20 protein-coding genes and 1 pseudogene are annotated in these 21,577 nt (G+C 54.2%); all 21 read right to left on the reverse strand.

Annotated elements, in window-relative coordinates; translation table 11 throughout:
- Positions 1–6 precede the first annotated feature (6 nt).
- Positions 7–723 (reverse strand): hypothetical protein, encoded by a 717-nt coding sequence (locus VV088_RS12690; RefSeq protein WP_334601079.1) that lies wholly within the window; start codon positions 721–723, stop codon positions 7–9.
- Positions 724–739: 16 nt separating this feature from the next.
- Positions 740–2,344, reverse strand: a complete 1,605-nt coding sequence (locus tag VV088_RS12695) for a DUF4367 domain-containing protein (protein WP_334601080.1) — start codon at positions 2,342–2,344, stop codon at positions 740–742.
- Positions 2,341–2,802 carry a hypothetical protein gene (locus VV088_RS12700; RefSeq protein ID WP_334601081.1) on the reverse strand — a complete coding sequence of 154 codons (462 nt, stop codon included), beginning with the start codon at positions 2,800–2,802 and terminating at the stop codon, positions 2,341–2,343. Before VV088_RS12700 ends, VV088_RS12695 begins: the two co-directional genes overlap by 4 nt.
- A gap of 281 nt (positions 2,803–3,083) precedes the next feature.
- Positions 3,084–3,614: an RNA polymerase sigma factor gene (locus tag VV088_RS12705; protein ID WP_334601082.1), complete on the reverse strand. Its 531-nt coding sequence runs from the start codon at positions 3,612–3,614 to the stop codon at positions 3,084–3,086.
- A 116-nt stretch (positions 3,615–3,730) separates the two neighbouring features.
- Positions 3,731–4,759, reverse strand: coding sequence for a hypothetical protein (locus VV088_RS12710; protein WP_334601083.1), 1,029 nt, complete (start codon positions 4,757–4,759; stop codon positions 3,731–3,733).
- The gene (locus VV088_RS12715; RefSeq protein WP_334601084.1) at positions 4,756–5,316 is read right to left on the reverse strand and encodes an RNA polymerase sigma factor; all 561 of its coding nucleotides are present in this window, start codon (positions 5,314–5,316) and stop codon (positions 4,756–4,758) included. The genes VV088_RS12710 and VV088_RS12715 overlap by 4 nt, the downstream gene beginning before the upstream one ends.
- A 193-nt stretch (positions 5,317–5,509) precedes the next feature.
- Positions 5,510–6,757, reverse strand: a complete 1,248-nt coding sequence (locus VV088_RS12720; RefSeq protein WP_334601085.1) for an ABC transporter permease subunit — start codon at positions 6,755–6,757, stop codon at positions 5,510–5,512.
- Positions 6,758–7,651, reverse strand: coding sequence for an ABC transporter ATP-binding protein (locus tag VV088_RS12725; protein WP_334601086.1), 894 nt, complete (start codon positions 7,649–7,651; stop codon positions 6,758–6,760).
- Between the two features lie 124 nt (positions 7,652–7,775).
- Positions 7,776–8,348, reverse strand: coding sequence for a VanZ family protein (locus tag VV088_RS12730; protein WP_334601087.1), 573 nt, complete (start codon positions 8,346–8,348; stop codon positions 7,776–7,778).
- Positions 8,349–8,449: 101 nt separating this feature from the next.
- Positions 8,450–9,205, reverse strand: a complete 756-nt coding sequence (locus VV088_RS12735) for an N-acetyltransferase (RefSeq protein WP_334601088.1) — start codon at positions 9,203–9,205, stop codon at positions 8,450–8,452.
- A 34-nt stretch (positions 9,206–9,239) separates the two neighbouring features.
- Positions 9,240–9,692 carry a GNAT family N-acetyltransferase gene (locus tag VV088_RS12740; protein ID WP_334601089.1) on the reverse strand — a complete coding sequence of 151 codons (453 nt, stop codon included), beginning with the start codon at positions 9,690–9,692 and terminating at the stop codon, positions 9,240–9,242.
- Positions 9,693–9,697: 5 nt separating this feature from the next.
- Positions 9,698–10,420 (reverse strand): CPBP family intramembrane glutamic endopeptidase, encoded by a 723-nt coding sequence (locus VV088_RS12745; protein ID WP_334601090.1) that lies wholly within the window; start codon positions 10,418–10,420, stop codon positions 9,698–9,700.
- Positions 10,421–10,441: 21 nt separating this feature from the next.
- Entirely contained in the window at positions 10,442–11,038 is a 597-nt protein-coding gene (locus tag VV088_RS12750) for a DUF6064 family protein (RefSeq protein ID WP_334601091.1), read from the reverse strand.
- A 20-nt stretch (positions 11,039–11,058) separates the two neighbouring features.
- Complete coding sequence (locus VV088_RS12755; RefSeq protein ID WP_334601092.1) at positions 11,059–12,174, reverse strand: sensor histidine kinase; 1,116 nt, start codon at positions 12,172–12,174, stop codon at positions 11,059–11,061.
- A pseudogene (gene vanR, locus VV088_RS12760) lies at positions 12,164–12,864 on the reverse strand (VanR-ABDEGLN family response regulator transcription factor). The gene VV088_RS12755 and the pseudogene vanR overlap by 11 nt, the downstream one beginning before the upstream one ends.
- Positions 12,865–12,985: 121 nt before the next feature.
- Positions 12,986–13,114 carry a hypothetical protein gene (locus tag VV088_RS12765; protein WP_334601093.1) on the reverse strand — a complete coding sequence of 43 codons (129 nt, stop codon included), beginning with the start codon at positions 13,112–13,114 and terminating at the stop codon, positions 12,986–12,988.
- A 75-nt stretch (positions 13,115–13,189) separates the two neighbouring features.
- Entirely contained in the window at positions 13,190–13,747 is a 558-nt protein-coding gene (locus VV088_RS12770; RefSeq protein WP_334601094.1) for a hypothetical protein, read from the reverse strand.
- Positions 13,748–13,767: 20 nt separating this feature from the next.
- Positions 13,768–14,241: a hypothetical protein gene (locus tag VV088_RS12775; protein ID WP_334601095.1), complete on the reverse strand. Its 474-nt coding sequence runs from the start codon at positions 14,239–14,241 to the stop codon at positions 13,768–13,770.
- A gap of 133 nt (positions 14,242–14,374) precedes the next feature.
- Positions 14,375–16,747 (reverse strand): ABC transporter permease, encoded by a 2,373-nt coding sequence (locus VV088_RS12780; RefSeq protein ID WP_334601096.1) that lies wholly within the window; start codon positions 16,745–16,747, stop codon positions 14,375–14,377.
- 19 nt (positions 16,748–16,766) lie between these two features.
- Positions 16,767–19,145, reverse strand: a complete 2,379-nt coding sequence (locus tag VV088_RS12785) for an ABC transporter permease (RefSeq protein ID WP_334601097.1) — start codon at positions 19,143–19,145, stop codon at positions 16,767–16,769.
- Positions 19,142–21,562 (reverse strand): ABC transporter permease, encoded by a 2,421-nt coding sequence (locus VV088_RS12790; protein WP_334601098.1) that lies wholly within the window; start codon positions 21,560–21,562, stop codon positions 19,142–19,144. Before VV088_RS12790 ends, VV088_RS12785 begins: the two co-directional genes overlap by 4 nt.
- Positions 21,563–21,577: the final 15 nt, after the last annotated feature.

Below are 21,577 nucleotides of genomic sequence, written 5' to 3' on the forward strand. Positions count from 1 at the left end.
TCCTTGTTATGCGCGAAAATCTAAACTGGAATGTGTTTTGTTACTGCTATTGCCGCGTACTCCAGATTGTGCCGCACGGTAGGCTTCATCATAGATTGAACTCGATGCTGTCTGGAACTGTGCTTCAGCCTTGGTAGCTATCTTTTTCCATTCACCAGTTTTACCGTCATAGCTGGCAAACTTCTCTCCATACTCGTCAAAAATTTCTGCTGTCGTCCCATTCCGCCCTTTTGTTACGGTGGCCGTATAGGGCAAGCCAGATAACTTCACTGTGCTTGCCCCGGCCTTTTGAAACGAACTGGCCGATAGGAGCTTTGACACCTGGGCAATAGCTGAATCCCGATCCGGGGAGATATATTTCTTCATCTGTTCAGCTCGAGGCTCTGACATTTTGCCATCCTTGCCATAGGCTCCGGCTTGGGCATCCTTCTTGGCTTGGGTTTCAAGCGCACTCACATATTCCTTGGTCAGACCGCTGCTAACCTTGCTGCTGACAGTGCTGACATTCACGATATCCGAGCGAATAATTTTGGAGAGAGAAGTTTTAATGGACTTACGGCGGATTGATGAATTGTTAAGCAAACTGCCGGATTTGAGCTTGAACCGTCCCCCGCTTTTCAGCGAACTAAAAAGCGATGAAGTTGTCCTGCTCCGCATAGACAACATCCCCGATGTTCGCCTCATGCTGGTACGGTAACTCCTTGGAATACCGCTAAAACGCATATTTTGTTCCTCCATTTCATTCCTGGGTTGTTTCCGCCTGTGCTGCGCGATATGCCTTTAGATAAATTTGCCTACTCTCATACATAAACTGCATTTCCTCGGCGGTGGGCACCGTGATGGTTTCTCCACGGCCACTGAGATAGTGAATTTGGTAGCTGGCAATCAATACGCCTCGCTCGTCCACAATATTGGCAGTGGTATCGAAATAGTATTCCAACGTATCCAACATACCGTATTCGGCAAGCAGCGCGTAATCAACATCATCGCTTACACAGATGGTGGCTGTGTAGAACGGGCCGAACAGGCTCACAATGTTCTCGCCAGACCGACCCTCCTTCCGGAGCGCATCGGTTAGGGCGGAGACACGAGCCAGCGCTTCCTCCCGTTCCGGGGAGATATACCGGGCCATCTGGTCATTCTGTAGCTGGTCATACTCCTCCGACGCATAATTGCCGGTTTCCGCAGCCCGTTTGGCGCAGTCCTCCACCTGGGCCACATAGGTTTCCGTCAACGCCTGTTCCACTGCCTCCAACAGCGGAGCTTCCCCTTCGTCGGCAGTCTGAATCTCGATCAGGTCTGAGAACCTGTTGAGCTGTACGATCACGTTTTCCGCAATCTGGATCAGTTCCTCTTCCGGCAACGGTGCGCACACCCATAGGGTGCTTCTGCTCTCGGCGGCGGGCCACACCAAAATACTGTCCCCGCCCTTGGTGCCGCTTGGGTACAGCTCTGCGGCCCTACCGGTCACAGAGACAGCCTTGCCGCCGCTTGTCCCGGGCCTGGGCGCCTGGGCATCGTCATTGGAATACCCGAATGTAATGGAGAAGCCCTGATCGTTGCCGTACACAACCTCGCCGCTTCCCGCCTCCTCGTTCTCCGACTCCAAATAATACCCGCCATACTCCAAGGGCAGCCAAGTCACGCTGTACCGCCTGGGCATGGACTCCGATTGCTGGATGCTCTCGGCAACTTTTACTAATTCGCCCCCCGACAATGGGGCGGTAATCCAAAAAGCAGCATCACGTTCATAATCCGTCCACACCAAAATGCTGGGACCATCGTTCGGATTCAGGTATAAATCCGCAGGCAAATTCCCTACAGAAGATTCTTGAACGATTGCGCCCTCCCATTCCACATTCAGCGATGATTTTTCTGTGCCTTTCAAATATGAGACAGTCAACAATTCACTATTGTCATTCTCGTATTGGGAGCGGACGTAGGTTCCCACCTGCGGTGTAACGATCTCCTCATAGCCCTCTGGCACCCAAGTTGGCGCATATACCGCATCCTCTGGAATAGGCTGTTCCTCGCCGGTGTAGCGGTAAACAAACCACGATTCATACGTTTCTCGTATCCATCCCACAAACGCCGCCCTCGCCTCCGGACTGACTGCCAGGACAGTGCAGCCGCTGAGCAACGCCACCAGCAGGAGGCAGGCCGCAACCTGGGCCACCCGATACCGAATAGGGTGGTCGGCCCGGCGAATCAATTTCTGCATCTTTTTCTCAAATGCCGGGGAAAAGTCACACTCCGGGAGCTCGTCTATCGCTTCGCCATACTGTTGACAGTCCGCATCCAACAACACCCGGCGGAGCATACTGTCTAATGCCTGGTCTGTCAATCCGGGGTCCCCCTCTCTGTAGAAGTTTCTGATCTGGAGGAATGTATCTGCCTGAACAGCATGTGCAGGTGGGAATAGGTGGACAGCAGGGACCTTGAATGCTCCTGTTCCAAACCGTTTCCAGCGGATACTTTGAGAAATTCGCCGCAGTATCCCACATACTGCTTCAGCAGCTCCGTAAAATCCGCCTTACTGTCTCCAAGAGGCAGCGTTTCTGGAGATTTTTCCACAGGAATACTCGTATGGGGGAGCGTTCCGCCATAACCAGCGCTGAACTCCTGCGTAGTGATTATACCCGTACTCCGCAGGTCGGACAAAAGGAGGCTATACTCATTTCGGCTCATATGCGTGACATCATACTTTTGCGCCAAAGTGCGGGCCATGTCCTCTGTTAGTGCCACTGTGGACTGCACCCCATAAGTGCCGTAATAGCCAATTTTTCTTGATTGATTCTGCATATTTGCTATGTTCGCTCCTTTTGATGCGCTTTCCTACTGTATGTTCTGCGAATAAAACACCCTCTATTGTAATTAACGCAGCGAGGAGCCGGATTCCTACAGGATTTTCAAAAATTTTTTGAAAAATTTTTTTGGCCGCGTTTTCCTAATAGCTATGCGGCTATGAAAATGAGATAAAAAGCAAAAATCCGCCTCTCCCTGTAATCAACACAGCGAAGAAACGGATTCTCACAAAAAACAAAAGTATCTGAAAGTTTATTTCAGCTCTTTCCAGGGGACATTTATGCGTCCATCAAGAAGCCTTCCCGCTCCACGATGTCCCGTAGAAGCTGACGGCCCCGGCTGATCCGAACACTGACCGCCTTTTTAGACAGGCCCAGCTTGGCAGCAATCTCCCCATCGGAATAGCCCAACAGCAGTTTCATTTCCATAGCGGCCCGGTACGTCTGGGGCAGACGGGTGAAGGTATCCACCAGCGCGTGGTAGTCGCTGACTTCCTCCGCTGTTTCGGCAAAGCCTCCCCAATCTTCCAGCGGGTCTGTGTCCTTCCTTTTCCGCAGGAGGGAGATCGCCTCATTCCTGGCAATGACCACGATCTGCGGCGCCAGGTCTTTGGCGGGGGTGTTCTGGAACTTGGAAAACTTCTTGAGGATCCGCAAAAAAGCGTTATGAACCGCATCCTCTGCCTCCTGACGGTCATGCAGAATGCTGTCCGCCACATGGTACATGAGGCCGCGATATTTCAGATAAATTTGCTCAAACCGTATCTTTTCCTCTGGTGTGTCGAGCATTTGCAGATAATAGACCAGCATCGGTTGTACCTCCTGCTCCCAGGGCGGGCGTGGTGTCAGGTATATACCCTTTTATCTATTATCGGCAAATAGGGTGAAAAGTTAAGATTTGCAGGGGTCAGGGGGAGTATGCGCACCTACGGCGTGCCTGGTTCGCCGGGTTCGTCCAGGTCAAAGCCTGGGACAATGATGGTGTCGGGGTATTCGGTAGGGGCGCTGCCCTTGTCAGGAAGGGCCTGTGTGCTCCCCACAACAAAATCCTCGCTGTATGGCACATTGATGATGGAGGCCGTGATTTTAATGACTTCCTCCAATTCCAACCGCTGTGCCTCAATTTCATACTCCACCCCATCCAGGGTAAACGAGGCTGTATAGACATCATAATATCCGGCGGGCATATTGGAAAGACCGTCAGGTGCCTTTTTCGTGGGATCGAAGGGGCCATGTTTCACGGAGCAGTGGCGGAGGGTAACTGGTACTCCACCAAAATCGGTGACGCACTCCTCGTCTACTGGAAGAATGCCGCAGTGGAGGATGCCCAGTTTGGAGACTGTGATGGCAAAACCCTTTGGAATCACAATATCGTCGTCGGACTTCGGGCTTCCATCTTCCCAGAAATCCACCCAGAATCCCCGGCCCACCTCATCATCAATTACCTTTCCTGTCGCCCTATCCCGAAAGACAACGGCGGTCACCGCATTTCCCCCGCTGGTCAACCCATCGGGGACATAGGGCACATTCAGCTCCCAGCCATAGTAGTCTGCAATCTCCTTCTGGCCCCAAATCTCCTTCTCATAGAGGGCGGGATCAGGATATGGCAGGACGGCTTCGGGGGCCAGCTCTGCCGACTCGTTCACCGCCACATTGTCCCAGTTTATGGTAATTTTTCTCTCGTCGGGAGGCTGTATTGGTTCATCACTGGGGTGATTATCGTTATCGCTGACCACAGGCCCAGGGCCGGGATTGGGCGGTGGCATAACTCCACCCGGCCCTTTCAAAAGGCCCGGTAATGCTGCCATAGCTACTGTGACAATCAGGCCAAAACACGCCGCCATAGCACCCCATTTCAGCCAGCCGCTTTTCTTTTTGCGCTCATAGGTGATTGCTTCCATGATGTACTTGTCGTTGACTTTTCCCAGTGCGCTGGAAAACTGTTCTGCGTTCATCGTACAACCCCTCTTTCTTCAAAATAGTGCCGCAGTTGTTTTCGGATACGGGTCAGCCGGACGGATACATTCTTTTCCGATAAGCCTGTCCGCGCCGCAATCTCCCCATAGCTGTCAGAAAACCAGTACCGCCGCATAAGCAGAACGCGATTCTCTGGGGATAGAGTATCCAGAAAGTCCTCGATCAGCCGGACAAGCTCCTGTTCCTCTATGCTCCCCTCTACTGTGCAGGGCGTGGCCAGACAGCCCTCCAGCTCCTCCAGCGCCACGGTATAGCTACCGCCGCCGCGCTTGGCCGCCCTATCTGCGTGATACCGCATGAGGGAAAGATTACGGACAATCCGGCAGAGGAACGCCAGCAGCGGATTGGGCCGCGCCGGTGGGATGGCGTCCCAGGTGCCCAGGTAGGCGTCGTTCACGCACTCCTCCGCGTCCTGACGGCTGTTGAGAATGTTGTAGGACAAGCTGTAACAGACTTTGCCGTACTTGTCATCCAATTCCCGGATTGCTTGCTCTGACCGGGCGAAGAACAGTTCTATGATGGCGCTGTCATCCATCGGTGTATCCCCCCTTTCTGTCCCTCAACTATCTACTATGGATTTTTCGGAAAATACTACACGCTACAACAAAATTTTATCCACCTCAAAATCATTAGAAATGCGTCTCACGGTGAGACTGATGACAAATATCCCTGACCTTCAGCAAGTCAGGGATATTTCGCTGCCTTATAGGGTATGTGCTAGTCAGAGGTCAGTTTACGGTATGCCCACAATAAGAGCGCACCGCCAGGAGCGCGAACAACGGGATCTCAATGATGCAGGCCCCAATCATGGCGTAGGGCGTCCATACCGCCAACCCGCCCAAACTCAGAAACTTGAAGTCGGTGATGGCGTAGAGGATACTGGCCTGGATGCTGGTGCCGCTGGCGGGGAGGATGCTGCACAGCCAGGTGGACAGCGCCCCCGGCACCGTCATGGAGAGCACCACCGGCGCGATGCAGAACACCAGCCCGGAGGCCAGGGACGCCACAGTGGTTTTGCACCTGGAGGAAAGGAACAGGGTGAAGCTGACGGAGGCCAGCACTGAGAGCAGGCCGGCCACGGCAAACAGGCGCTGGAGCTCCCCGATGTTCATATCGGTCAGGGTCACGATGGAGTAGAGCATCTGGATGGAGGTCTTAGTACACTCCCAGCCGAACAGACTGTTGACCACCAGGATATGCACCACGGCACAAACCACAAAGGCGGCCGCGCTGACGAAAAGGGCGGTCAGCACTTTGGCGGTGCCCAGCCTGGCCCGGCCATTCCGGGTACAGCGCAGAATATCGTCTGCGCCCGACTGATAATCGGCGGAGAACACCGGGGCCGCAATTACCACGCAGAACAGCAGCACCAGGAAGCCCATGATATTCTGGTAGTCCAGAATGGTGGAACTCATGCCGGGATAGACCTCAAAGGGCTTTTCCACCTTCTGGTACATCTCAACGGCCTTGTGCTGAACGGCGGGGCTGTCCGGCTGCTCCATGGCCATCAGGGAGGCGATCCGGGCTTCGCAGACGGAATAGTAGTCGTCAATTTTCTCTGGGTCGATCTCCATGATGGTGGGGGCCATGCCGGTATCCGGGTCGGCAAACGCCTCCTTGACGCCGTGGAGCAGCGGGGCGATGGGGAGGATCTCCTTCTCATAGACGCCCTCCGGCAGATCGTAGGACTCCGTGACGCCGTAGGATGTGAGACATGCTTGATAGATCTCCACGGCCTCCCGCACCCGCTCCGGGGTGACGATGCCGCTGGCGTCCGCCTGCCGCTCTTTCTCGTAGGCGATAGAAGCCAGCCCGGTCAGGTTGACCTCGTTCCCGGCCTCGTCCGTATAGTTGCTGTAGCAGTAGGTGGTCGGGAGATAGGCCAGCAGGACGGAGAGGATCAGCGCCAGCGCCAGTAAAATCCAGGTGAGCCTTGCCTTCAAGACCCGTTTCAGTTCCAAACGAAAGATTCTCATTTACTGATACCTCCTGTCACTTTCTCCACTGCTCTCCGGAAACATCCACAAATACAGATCCTCCAGACGAGGTGCCGCGGCAGTAGAAACATTGTTGCGGGGCCGGTCCGACAGATAACGGATGGACACGCTGCCGTCGGTTTCGTTGCGCAGATTGGTGATTTGCAGCTTGCTCTCATACTCCGGTACCAAGTCTGCCGGGATGGTGCAGCTCCAAACCTTGCCCTCCACCAGCTTGACAAGTTCCTCCGTTGTCCCTGTCGCCAGCAGCTTGCCGCCCTTGATAATGGCGTGGCAGGTGGCGATGTACTCCACGTCTGGGACGATGTGGGTGGAGATCAGCACGATCCGGTCATGGGCGAACTCTGACAGCAGATTGCGGAAGCGCACCCGCTCGCCGGGGTCCAGGCCCCCGGTGGGTTCGTCCAGGATCAACACCTCCGGATCGTTGAGCAGGGCCTGGGCGATGCCCACCCGGCGCCGCATTCCGCCGGAGAGCTTGGAAATCTTCTTGCTGTAGACATCCATCAGGGAGACCCGCTCCAGCAGCTCGTGTATCCTCCGCCAGCTCTGCCGTTCCGGAAGCCCCTTCAGGGCGGCGACGTAGGCCAGGTAGTCCTTGACGGTGAACTCCGGGTGGAAGCCGAAGTCCTGGGGCAAAAACCCGAAAATGCTCCGATACTGTTCCCCTAACTCCTGAATGGGAACACCGTCATACACCACCTGGCCGGAGGTGGGCTGCATGATCCCGGCAATCATCCGCATGAGGGTGGTTTTGCCTGCGCCGTTGGCCCCCAGCAGACCCCAGACCCCCGGCGTCAGCTCCAGGCTGATGTCGTTGACGGCCCTTTTGTCCCTGAACCGTTTGGAAACATGGTCGATCAGCAATTCCATGTGGAAACTCCTTCCGTATGAAAAATAAAGGCGCTCTCGCCTTGGCACTGTCATTGTACCAAAAGCAAGAGCACCGTTTTCGTGTTCTCTCACACAGGATTCCACTATTTTTATACAGACTTTCTTACGATTTTCTCACAGGCCGATGATAGGGGAGGTTTGCTCTGCGCGGAGGCTTTCTCCAGAACAGCTTTGACACCGCAAAGAAAACCAGATACCCCAATATGCCGCCCAAGGTATTGAGCATGAGATCGTCAATGTCCGCCGACCTGCCGGTGAAATATTGTGTAAACTCAATGGCGAATGAGAACAGCGCCAGGGAAAGAGCAGTTTTCCCAAAGCCGCGCATTCCCCGAAAGGCCACCAGCATCATAAAGCCCAGAGGGACAAACATTACGACATTCGCGGCGGTTTGGGCGACCTTCTTCGGCTCCGGCATCCCCCAGGTCTCTTGAAAAACCTTGAAGGGAACGAGGTTCAGTGAACGGTCTGCCGCAGCTGTTTTGGATGCGCCGACTACGACCGTCGCCGCCAGGACGATCATGACACAGGCCCCAAACAGGAAATAGGCAAGCTGTTTTGCCGGCGGCACGCGCTTTCGGAGCAAAAAGCAAATAGGCGCATAGAGTACGGACATACCCAAGAGGCAGATAGCGCTGATGATACAATAGCCCAGGATTTCTCGAATCACGAACATAGATATTCCTCCAACAACAAGCACCGGCGGTTTTGGCTCTATCATACCAAAACCGCCGGCGTTTGTTCTGCGTTTTTCCTACGGATTTTCTAACGATTTTCCTACACCCCCTTTTCTGTCAGGATTTTGCCAAATTTTTTCTCCGACAGGATCTCGTGGGTCACAAGCTGGCCGTCATAGAACAGAGAAAAGGTGGTAAAGGGCGACGGGGCGCTTTGCGCGTCCTCCCTGGTCTGAATGTGGACAGTCTGGAACACGGCGTTCCGCTCCTTCGCCATGTTCTCCAGCACCGGCACATACTTTGCCGTAAAGGGGCACTGGTTTGTGTAATAGAGCACAAATCCCTGGGGCATATCTCCATGCTCCCGCACGGTATCCCGGAAGCGGGGCCGCTTCGCCCCCTCCTCAAAGGGCAGATACAGCAGTTCAAAGTAAGGCTCCGCTGTGTCCGCTGTCACAAAGCCCTTGTGCCTCATGTATCCGGGGTCAGAGAGGAAGCCCAGTTTCTTTTTTGAGGACAGGATCACAAGCCCCTTTTTTCCCTTCTCCTTGCTGTCCTTGATACAGGCGTCCAGCAGAAGGTTTGAGTACCCATGCCCCTTGAACTGTCCGGACACCCATAGGCAGTCGATCACCATATACCTCTCCGCCTCGATGGGCGCCCAGGCGTACTCGGCGGGGATGTACTCAATAAAGCATTTCCCCCGGACATTGCCTTTCAGGAAGACAAGCCCCTCGTCCAGCCGCTCCTTCAGCCAAGACTTTTTGGACATGACCTGCACATCCTTGTTGCTGGATATGGCACAGCAGATGTGCTCCTGGTCAATGTTGTCGTGGGTCAGTTTGATTAGCTCCATGATGGATTACCTCCGTATCATTCGATTTATGGATTCAAACTTCTTCTGTTTTCACGATAGAAAAACTATTTTTCAAATATATCTTGAGTGCGCTTTGATTCCAATCTGCGACATGAAGAATGATGGGAGAGGTATGATTGCTTTGCAGGTAGGAAACGGCAAACCGCAATAACGCTGTTCCGTACCCCATCCTTTGAAAGCTTTTTTCCACAACCAGATCGTCGATTTCATTGCCGTATATGGCAACTGAACCAATTATTTTTTCGTCAATTTCGAGAATATGAATTTCCCCTTTTTTGCGTTCCAATTCTTCTTGGCTTCCACAACACTCTATCGGAAATCGCTGTAAAGCAATTCTCATATCGTGGAAGCATTCTTCATAGATCCTCTTATACTCATTATAATCCAAAGCCGAGTAATTTCTTAACTGCAAATGTGATACAATGCGTCCTCCTTGGTATTCCATCATATGTGCTGAAATTTTCACTATTATTACCTCCACATAGTTCGATTTGTATTTCTGAACATCAAAATGATGAATCCAATCAGTACCAGTGTGATAGCTGCCGCTATGGTGGAGCTGACACTCATAACGGGGAATTGTTCATATTTGAGTATGTAGGTTACAAAAGCGTTCGGCAGGTTTACGAAGTACGACACGATCAGATTATTACCAGAAAGCCTGTAGGCAGCTGCGAATCCAAGTCCTACCGCAAAGAGCAGGAGTAAATCCTCCCAAGCGCGAAAACCGGGATAGCCCAGATGATATAGGGAGAACATCGCCCCGGAAATCAAAATTGCGGGCAAGCAGCCAAATTGCTGCTCGGCCCTGCTCTGCACAAAGCCTCGAAATAGGAACTCCTCAAAAAACGTGGTCATGATAAGCGGCGCAATTCCCAACGGCAGCAGGCGCCACGGTATTTGTTCTCCCGCAGCCATTTGGGGAATCAACTGCCCGCCAACTGAAAATATCACAAAGGCACACAAAACGGCAAATTGCCGTGTTCCCAGCCTTTTTACGCCGAACGAAGTAAGTGATTCCTTTTCTTTCCGCAGGCAGTACAGCGGAATCAACAGACTGAATACCAGCCCATATAGGAGATTATAGAAAACAAAATAGAGGATTGGCGTCGGGTTAAGGTTCGCCAATGCGATGCAGAGGATCAGCATTGCCTCTGTACCAATCAAATACAACAGCAGTTTCTTGCTTCCCATATGTGTCACCCCTATGCTTTATCAGATTTTACGCCTTACCTCATGGACAAGCAGCATCACACCATATAAGCCGCAGGCCAAAAGGATCAGATCCTCATAGGCGCTGAAAATAACAGACTTGATGCCGGTCAAGCCCCAAACGGTCAGCAGAGCCAGCAGCAGTTTATTCTTCTTTTGACAGCCTGCGTAGACCGCGATACTAAGACTGACGACAGGGCAGGGCATGATATAAGTTACCATCTGCGGGAAGCGATTGCCCAGCATGACAGAAACCAGCGGGTAGCATACATAAAATAGCAGCAAAAGTGCCTGTATAGTGTCTGGTTTTTCCAGAAAATCCTCCCTGTTGCACCAGCTTTCATATAAAAACAGGCCGCCGCAGAGCAAATACAGCGGAAGGGCAAAGTATTTTTGAATCGGCTCTGTCCCATACCAGGCAAAAAATACGATGCCAATAAACAGATTTGCGATGCCCAGCGCGAATTTTGCCATCCATGGATTTTTTCGCTGATAGGACAGTATGACCGAAAAAGCGAGGAACACCAGCAACACGGCTTGTGCGGCTATCGTATGTTGGTTGTATGCGCCAATTACCACCCAAAAGGCTTGTGCATCCATTTACATTTCCTCCAATCTCGTCACTTCACCGTGGGAAGCATCACCGTAAAGACCGTCACCCCGTCCCCGCTCTCCGCTGTGATTGTCCCCTTGTGGAGCGTGACGATCTGCTTGGCGATGGCGAGGCCCAGCCCGGCCCCGCTGGAGCCGCGCCCGGTGTCCAGCCGGTAAAACTGCTCAAAAATTCGTTCCAGCTTCTCTCGGGGGATCGTCCCGCCGCAGTTGGAAAATTTCAGCGTTACGCTGTCCTCGCTCTGTTCCGCCTCAATAGTGATCTCAGTCCCGTCGTAGCTGTAATTCACCGCGTTCCGCAAAAGGTTGTCAAAGACCCGCTGCATCTTGTCGGCGTCACAGCTCAGCAGAATGTCATCCCCGGACACAAGGCAGCAGGTCAGGCCCTTTTGATCCAGAACCGGCTGAAATTCATACACCAGCTGCTCCAGCAGGCGAGTCAGGTTGATTTCACTGGTTTGCAGCGTGATAGTGGACAGGCTGTACCGTGCGATTTCCAGAAACTCGTTGATCAGATCCTCCAGCCGCTCCGACTTGGCCAGGGCGATGGAGAGATACTTTTCCCGCAGCTCCTCGGAGAGCTGTTTTTCATCCCGCAGCAGGTTCAGATAGCTGATGGAGGAGGCCAGGGGCGTTTTCAGGTCGTGGGCCAGGTACATCACCAGGTCGTTCTTTTTCTGCTCGGCCAGGAGCATATCGCTTTTCTGCCGGTCAATGGTGTGCTTCGCCAGATTCATTTTGCGCTCAATGGGAAGCAGCTCCGGGGGCAGAGAAATTTCTCCCGCCACGTCCTGGAGCAGAGCGTCCATCCCGCGGCTGACGTCCTCAAAATACCGGGTCAGCCAGCGGAGGTAACAGTAGAACAGGCCAGCGGCCACCAGCAGGAGGGACAGCAGAATGATGGCGTCCATGTGACTGCGGAAGGTGCGCTCGTAGAACCGGAGGGCGGCGTCGTAATCCATGCCCAAGGTGTTTTGAAACAGGGCCACCATTCCGTTGGCAAAGCGGCCCCGCAGCAGGACGGCGTAAGTGAGATAGATTACAGCGGCCGCCGCCGCCAGCACAGCTATGGTGCGAAGGAATATCTTCCTGCGGAACGGAGCGAAATCATTCTTACTTTTCAATGGTATAGCCAACCCCCCATACCGTTTTAATGAATCTGGGGCTTCGGGCAGGCTCGTCCAGCTTTTCCCGCAGCCGTCCGATGTGGGCCATGACGGTGTTGTTGTTCTTCAGGTACTTTTCGCCCCATACCGCCTCAAACAGCTCCTCGGAGGGGACGACGACCCCCTGCCGCTCACAGAGATACCAGAGGACAGAGAACTCCAGGGGCGTCAGCTGCACTTCCTTCCCGAACAGGAAACACTTGTGGTTGTCCCGGTTAATGACCAGCCCCCGAATGTCGTATTCACGGACTGCTTTCTCCGGCTCTGGAGCGGAGCTGTTGTAGAGCCTGTACCGCCGCAGCTGGGTCTTGACTCTGGCAACGACCTCCAGGGGATTGAAGGGCTTGGTGATATAGTCGTCGGCCCCGATGGTCAGGCCCATGATCTTGTCCCCGTCCGCCGTCCGGGCCGTGAGCATGATGATGGGGCAATAGGACTTCTCCCGCAGCTTCTTGCAGAGCTGGAAGCCGTCCCGTCGGGGAGCATCACGTCCAGGAGCGCCAGATCCAGTTCGGTGTGTGCAATGCAGTCCAGGGCCTCCGCGCCGGTATAGCACTTGTGAACTGTATACCCGTCATTGGTGAGATAAAGCTCCAGCACGTCGGCCAGTTCTTTTTCATCATCTACCACTAAAATATGAGTTCCCATAGCGTTGTCCCTTCATTTTGAGATTGCGGATGATGTGGCTTACAGACATTATATCAAGATTCTGTTTGCTTTTCCCTCTTTTTCTTTATGGAATTTCTTAAATTTTTCCTACGGCCAATTTTCAGCCAAGCCAGCCGTTATAAAAAGCTGCCACCCCCAATACGGCCCCTATGACAGTTGCAGCAAGGATAACAATGACACCTTTTTTGTGTTCCTTGAAATACGCAAATAAGATTTTCAAATCTTCCATGTTCGAAATCTCCTTAAAATAGTTTGTCAAAGCGGAGGAAAGCGGCGGTTTCCGCAAACCGCCGCTTTCCAGAAATTAAGAGAGCTGTGTGTATGCAGCGTTCTGCTTCCGGTAGGTATCGCTGTCCTTCTGTTTCAGCTCCTGCTCCACCTGGGACAGCTGGCGCTCCAGATCCTTGATCTTGGCCTCGTCGGTCTCGGTACCCAGCCGCTGCTCCAGATCCTGCTGCTTCTTTTTCAGTTTTTCGATCTCGCGGTCTACCTTGTCGGTATTACACTCCCAGGTCTCGTCCTTTTTCCCCTCCGGGCCCTTCGCGCCCTGGCCCGCCGGATCGGGTTCCTCGGGGGCGTCCGCATCGGGCTTCTCAGGAGCGCCCTCCGGCTGTTTCGGCGCATCCGCTGCCCGCTCCGGATCATCAAAATAAATCTTGGGCTGGCCGTCCTCGTCCTTGCCCATCCAATAGCGGCCGGACGGCTCCTGGGGCTCTTCCGGGATGTATTCGTCCATCACAGGCTTCAGCTGGCGGCCCTGGGCCTCCTCCTCGGGCTTCTGGACCTTGGACGCTCCCAGCACCTTCTCAGCTGTTATCAACGGCTGGACTGCGCCGGTATTTACACCAGAAATCGGCATCATAACTCATTCCTCCTGAAATTTTACGCAGTAAACGAAACGGTCGGTTCGGTTTCCGCCGGCGTGGCGGCAATTTCGCCTGCCGGCGTATAGGTGACCGGCTCCCTGTCAATGGGCTCCGCCGCCTCGACGGGCTTGTTGTTCTTCAGCGCCGCTTTCGCCGCCTCGCTGATCTGCACCAGATCGGTTCCCTGGGGACGGCCCGATTCTGTGCCTTCCTCAGCCCGCTTGCGCTCCTCCCGGCGCTTTTCGATGGCGGCCTCCTGCTCCAGCTTCGCTTTTTCCTTTTCTGCCTTCGCCTCGGCCTTCATGCCCTTGTCCAGCTTCTCCTGGTACTTGACCGCTTTCTCGGTACACTCGCCGGTGTAGCCCAGCGCCCGCTTCATCTTCTCCGTGTCGCCCTCGGCGCTGGCCTGCCGGTACACGCTCATAGGCGTACCCGACAGCTTGATATTGGAGCTGGCGCCCAGAAGTCCTTCCATCATCTGTACGTTCATGCTTGCATCCCCTTTCTAAGGCTAATTTTGCAAAAAGTTCTTTGCTTTTATCAGTCTATAGAGCAAGGGACACCGTTTCAAGACTCTTGTAATGAAATGCTCCCTGGATGTCATGAAATGTTCTGCGGGAACACTATTCCACCGCCCGCATCTGCTCGACCAAGGACTGCTTTCTTTGCCTGCTGGCCGTCCAGGCTGACAGGAGAAATTCCAAACCGAACAGCACCAGGAGAAACAGGCCCATTTCCAGGGCCGGGAACTGATATGGGACAATCTCACCGGCGAAGGATCGTTTGCTGACCTCCCGGCATACCACGACCGCGATTGGCAGCCCGACCAGCAGGGCCGCCAGGGCGGCGGAGAACCCATAGCAAAGCCCCTCGCAGATGTTCATCCGGCACAGCTGCTTCCCGGTCAGGCCAACGGAGCGCAGGACGCTGTTTTCCCGCCTGCGGGACATCTGGTTGGAAAGGGTCGTATTGATCAGATTGACAACGCCAAAGAGGAAGATCAGCCAGGAGAGCGCCCGAAGCCCACCGAAAATAAGACCGCTCTGCATTTTCTCATACGCAATGTGAACCCCGATGGTATCCAGACCGAGGTTGCTGCGGCTGGACAGAACTTCTTCCAGTCCGCTTTCCACACACTCCGCTTTTTTCGGGTTGCTGACGACGCTCCAGGAGTAGTCAAAACGCTCAATTTCAGGATGGAGCTCCCGGAACAACGCCTCCGGCGCGAACAAAGCCACCGAATCCATGGCAAGCGCGCCGTGTCCGTTTGCCACCCTCAACGGGTCAAACAGGCCGGATATGGTAACAGTCACGGTCTCCCGACCCAGAGACAGCTCCATGGCGGCCCCGACATCCATTTCAGAATGGTGCTTTTGATAGCTTGCGCTCAGAAGGACGCTGTGGGCGTCCGCCGGCATGGCGCCGGATACCAGCGCGGCCTCCACGTCCGGACGGTTCGCGCCCGTCAGAGCATCGCACATACCGGCCTCGGTGCTTGCGGAGGTCCCGAACTTTGCGTGCAGGGACTGGCGGGTGACCAGCACATCTGTCACGCCGTCTACGGAAAGGATTTCCTGCCGTAGCCCGTCATTCAGCGGATTGCCCGCAGCCATGATCTCTTCCTCCGGCTGCTCCGAGGACAGGTAGATCTTATAGTCCCCATCCGGGAAGAACAGCCTTGCGGCCTGCTCCGGGGAGCGGGTCAAAACCACGGAGGACACGATCAAAAGCAGGATACCGCCCAGACTGAGAGAAGCCGCGATGCTTACTGCCTTTTTCCGGTCACGTTGGAAGTTCGCCAGTCCCATAGATACGGGGTTGAGCCTGATGCGTTTCTTCCGGCTGCGTATCCGCTCCTGCCCGACGGAAAAGCGCACCGCCTCCAGCGGCGAGATACCGGCGGCGATTTTCACCGGCTTGTGGATGGAGACGGATACCATGAACCAGCAAACCAGGACAGTCAGGAGCACAGCCAGCCCATAATAGGCCCCGTGGAAACCCTTGGGGAACAGGAGGAAACCACCGAGAACGCCCAGCAGGACACCCAGGGAAATGCCAATGCCGCCCAGCCGCCGGCTCTCCCTTTTTACGATGCGACGAATCTGTTTGGGCGTCGCCCCGATGGTGCGGAGCTGCCCATAGCTCTGGATCTTATCCTGGATAGAAATTCGGAAAATACTCTGGATGACCACATACCCGCCGATCAGCACCAGGGCCGCGATGCCGCCGGTGGTGGCGAAGTCAATGGACTTGGAAGTATAGGCAAAGTAGCTATTGTTCATGCCCACATGGGGGAGGCCATACCGGGCGGCAATTTCCTGGCAGTAGGCGGTCATGACCTCCTGGCTCAACTGCCTGTCGTTCTGGAAATGCACATAGGCGCGATACCCGGCGGGGTCAAATCCGGCCCACCGGGTCAAGGCCGTCTTGGAAACGGCAATGGCGCAGGTGTTTCCTTCCTTTTCCCCCACATTGGACAGGATGCCGGTTACGGTATAGCCGCCCTGAAAGCTCTCAGTGTCCAATCGGACCGTTTCACCGATTTTGGCACCTAAACCATAAGTGGAAAGAAAATATTCGCTGACAGCGACCTCATTCTCCCGCTCCGGGAGTTCTCCTTTTACCAGCTCCATCTGGCTGCGGGCAATATGGATCATATCGCTGTCGCAGTACACATAGGAGGCGTTGTAGCCCTGCTCCGAATGCTCCTGCCCCAGCAGGTAGTATTCGCCCACCCGTGCAAACTCCGGCAGGGCTTTCAGCGCTGCCACGTCGGATGCGTCAACGCTGGTGAAGACCGCTTCGTAGGTGTCGGCCACCTGATTACGCTGGATCTGTGCCACGGAAACGGACAGAATTGCCGCAAAGGAGATCAGGAACGCTGCCAGGGCAACGGCGATCACCACCATCAGGTTCCGGCGCTTCTCACTGGCGAGGCTCCTCTTTGCCAGCTTCTTTACAATGGCGCCGGTGTCGTTCTCAAAAGGCCAGGTCATCCTGTTCACTCCCTTGCATCTACGACAATTCCCGGATCTGCTCTACCAGCGACTGACTGCGCAGCTGCTTGATCGTTGCAAATGAAAAACCAATCTGAACAACAAGCATCAGGGCGAAAAAGCCCGTCATTTCCCAGATCGGGAAGTGGTAACGCACCTCGCCAAAAACGCTCATTGCGCTGAATACTCTGCATAAAAGCACGCCGAAGAGCGTTCCGAAAGAGATGGAGAGGACAAACGCGCCTGCCGTATAGAGCAGGCCCTCCGTCAGCAGCATCTTTGAGACCTGACGGCGGCCCATGCCCACGGCCTGCAATACGCCTAATTCCCGTTTGCGGGTCAGTACATTTGTGATCAGGGTGTTCAACAGGTTGAGTGCGCCGAACACACCGATGAATAGAACGAACAGATAGACCGGAGTGCGGTAATTCGCTAATAAGCCCTTATAGTTTTCCGCCCAATCATTCAGCGTAGTGACATACAGCCGCGCATTTTCCGGAAGAAGTTTTCTGACCCCCTCGCGCACCTGCTCCCAATCACTGTCTGCCGTATCAAGGAGAACCTGATAATTCAGATTTTCAGTTGGCATCAGCTCGGACAGCGCTTCCAAAGGCATATAGATCAACTCATAGCCGCCATACGGAATACTTTCATCGACAATTCCCATCACGGTGACTTCTTTACGCTCCCCAGACCCGGCTTGAATCGTAAGTTTATCCCCGATGGACACTTCCCAGTCAAACAGCTCCGCTAATTGACTTAATTGCTTGATGACAACGCCGTTATTTGCGGTAAGCTCCCGCAAATCAGCCGTTCCCGCAATCAGGTATTCTTCTAAAAGAGCCTGCCGGTCCGCTGAAAAGGCATCCGTCAGAAAAGGATTCTCATATCCTGTCGGAGTGGTAACATTCAGGACAGTCCCGCGATATACCCGCATATCCTTTACCCCATCCATCTCCGCAAGCCGCTCCATGAGATCAGGCGACAGCGGATTCTCTCCTTGAAGCTCAACAAATTCCTCGCTGCTGTGGGATTGTGAGCCATAGTCGCCCAGTTCGATCCGGACCTGGCCGTATGGGAACACGCCGCGGGCCACATTTACCGGGTCAATGAAGTTAAAATAGGCGGAGCTCGCCATGAGCAGAATGCCGCATATCCCCAAAGAGGCGACTGTCAGGATGGTTTTCTTTTTGCTGCGGGAGAAATTGATCAGAGCCAATCTGCCGCCGGACAAGGAGCGGCGCAATCTTTTTGTGCTTTTGACAGTCACCTCGTCCTTTCCGGCGGAATATCGAATAGCCTCAATCGGCGTCACCTTTGACGCCAGCTTGGCGGGATGCCGGACGGCAAGCATGATACACAGATACATAAGCACCGCCACCAGTGTCCCCACGACCAGCACCACATGGATAGCCCATCCGCTTGGGACAAGAATATATCCCGCGGCTGCTCCAACGATCAGACCTATGGGAATCCCTATCTTGGATAAACTGCGCCCTTCTTTCATCACGATCCACTTGACCTGGCGCGCTGTTGTACCAATCGTCCGCAGCTTGCCATACTCGTTTGTTTTCTTGATAACGGAGACAAAGAACAGACTGTATATTACGAGTACACAGGCCAGTATCACAATGAGGATCACAAATAAAACCGCCGTCATATATTCCAGGCTTCGCTGCCGAATCAGGGAAAAGTAGTAGCCGGAAAAGTCAACATCTTTCGTCTCAACGCCCCATTCTCCAGCTAAACTCTGAATACAGGCTTTGATACTTTCTTCCGGCAGGCCGTCGGTCCCCTGCACATTGATGTATGCGCTGTATACAGGGTTTTCCGCATTTCCTTTCACAAATGCGGGGGTTACAAAGATGGAATAGTTCGAATCTGTAACAGGTAAGATACCGCATACCGTATAGTGCTGCGGGGCGCCGGTCAGCGCCAATAGAATCGTGTCGCCTACCTGAGCGTCCATGCCTTCCCGATCCAGAAGAGCCTGCGTGATGGCTACCTCATTCTCTGTTTCCGGCAATCTGCCGTTCAAAGCTGGATATTTCGCCAATCGGATCAGGTTTTCGTCTATAGAGCGCACAGTAACCTTGTATTCTCCATGGTCAAGCATACCCATTAAATAGCTAAATCCCGCTAAAACCCGGTCGTCATTTTGAATGGCGCGGGCCGTTTCATCATTAAGACCGCTTATATTGGCCTGGTACATTCCGGCCGCGTGACTGCGGGAAGCCCTCTGTGTGCCAATGGCGTACAATGCCGTCGCCATGATCAGGCAGGCGGCAAAGGCAATGGTCATCACGATCAGGATATTTCTTGTCTTATCTGCCGCCAGATTTCTTTTCGCCAGCTTCTTCACAATGGCGCTGGTGTCGTTTTCAAAGGGCCAGGTCATGCTCCACCTCCAGATGATACTCGCAGCTGCTCTATCAGAGACAGCTTATTTTGATGCTTCAGCGCCGCCCAGGTTACCGTCAGCGCAGACAGGACTACAACCGCACCGTAAACTAGGGCAATCCCAACCGGGAAGCGATAGTGCAGGTACGTCATAAGCCCGTTTTTCAAGTGGGAACACAGGGCGGCTCCCACACCGCCGCCAATCAGCAGAGAGAAAACCAGCCCAATTCCCGAAGTCATCAAGCTTTCCCAGCGGACCATGGAACAGAGCTGATTTTGCCCCATCCCCACACAGCGCATCAGGGTATGTTCTTTCTGCCGGACGATGACGCCGGTGAGGATGGTGTGGATCAGATTCATAATCGCAAAGCAGCCGATCAAGGCCACAGCTGCGGCCAGAACCAGCTTCATCCCCTGGATAAAGTTTTCATTCTGTGCAATAGCGGCGGACAGCGACGTCATCTCCAGTCCAGAGGCCGCATTGAGAATCTGGTCGATCTCAGCTTCTGCCTGGGTCTCCATCCCGTCGGAGATACGGACGGTAAGCTGATACAGAGTGTTGGCGGAGCTCAGCTGTTCCATCACGTCCATGGGCAGCATCAGCATATCAATTTTATCTCCGCTGCTGCCGATTTTGCTCTGATCCAGTACGGCTCCCACCGTGAAATCCCTGTAATTTGTGGAAGTTCCGTCAAAAATCTTTAGGGTAAGCGTCTGCCCAATCTCTGGCTGAATCCCATACTCCCGTTCCAAGGAGTTGGGACGCCCGACGATCAGCAGGCCCTGCTCTGCCAGGCTGTCATAGTCCAAATCGGTTTGGCCGCTCAGGCAGGGGCGGATCAGATCCATATCATCCCGGTCAAAACCGACCACCGATAGTTCAGATTCCACTGCATCCGCCGGAAACGCCGCCGGAAGATAGTGATATTCGGTTATGTCCTCCAGCCCGGATACCATGTTCAGAGAATTTTTCAGGCTGTCGGTAAATGGGCTGGAAGTCTGGATCTGCTCCAGTGGAGCGTTCCGCAGCCGGTCGTCGCTGATGTTGATGATAAACTGCCCCCGGGGGAAGCCGGACAAGGACATATCCCTGGCGTTGATGGAGGAGAGAACAGAGGAAAACCCCATAAGCAGAACGCCGGTCAGAATCAGAGACAGGACGGTGAGCACATTCTTTTTTCGGTTGGTGACAAGGTACTTTTTCGCCAGCATGACCGGCGAGATTTTCTCGGGCCGCCTTGCCAGCCGATTTTTACGGATCTGCTGTCCTGTATAACGGGAGGCGGCAATGGGGGATATGGATGCCGCCAGCAGGGCGGGCTTTCGGAGGGAGAGCCGCACCGTGAGATAGACCAAAACCGTCACCACGGGCCACACCCACAACAGGCTGACGGGCCGGAACCCCTGGGGGATCAGCAGGCAGGACAAGACGGTTCCCGCTCCCAATCCGGCAGGGATAGACCTCACAGACAGGGCAAGCCCCTCGCGGAACACCAGCCGTTTGATTTGCCGGCCCGTCATGCCGAGGGTCCGCAGCTGCCCATACTCCTGGATGGAGTTGAGGATGGCAATGTAAAAAATGTTGTAAATTACCAGAATACAGGCCGCGATGATGACCGCCAATCCGGCGGCTGCCGCCCCGATCAGGAGAACAGACGGCCTTGACAGATTGATATATGTCTCATTGAAGGAGGGGATTTTCATGATCCCCGCTCGGGCCAACACTTCCGTGACCAGCGTTTCAATTTCAGCTTTGGAGGAGGCGCCGCCGGCGTTCACCCGGATCATAGCGGCTGGAGAGAAGCCGTCCCAGCCGCCGTGGGCGGCAAAATACTGCTCCGAGACAATCGCTGCGTATAAAGATCGGCCAGTCCCGGAGGCCGCTGTTTTCAGATAGCCAGAAATCGTAAATTCCTTTTCTTCCTGGGTATTGGGCATGAGGATGGAAATTCTGTCTCCAATCCCAGCGTCCAGCTTCCGATGGTCCAGATACTCCTTTTCAATGAGTATTTCCTGCTCCGACTCCGGCATACGGCCATCGGATACCGTCAGGCCGTTCAGTGCGAGGGCGTCCGCGTTGGAGTAGGAGAGGTTTAATCTGCTGTCTCCAGTTTTGCTGCTCCCCAACGAGACTGTCAGGCCAGTCAGTACCGTCTGCCCGTCCGCCTGGAGTCTTTCAAACTCGGTTTGACCGATACCGGAAATCAAAGCGTGGTAAGAGCCGGTCACGCTGTTTCCGCCGTCCCGGTTGACCGCCGCGATCCCGGAGGTTAGCAGCAGCACCGCGGACATGAGCGCGGCGGCCAGCATGATAGCAAAGGCAGCTACTCTTTTTTGGAGTTTGTTATGTTTCAGTTTGGCAGAAGCGAGCTTCTGGATTACTGCGCTGGTATCATTTTCAAAGGGCCATGTCATTGCAAAATACCTCCT

This window comes from Lawsonibacter sp. JLR.KK007 (assembly GCF_036941135.1).
Taxonomy (GTDB): Bacteria; Bacillota; Clostridia; order Oscillospirales; family Oscillospiraceae; genus Lawsonibacter.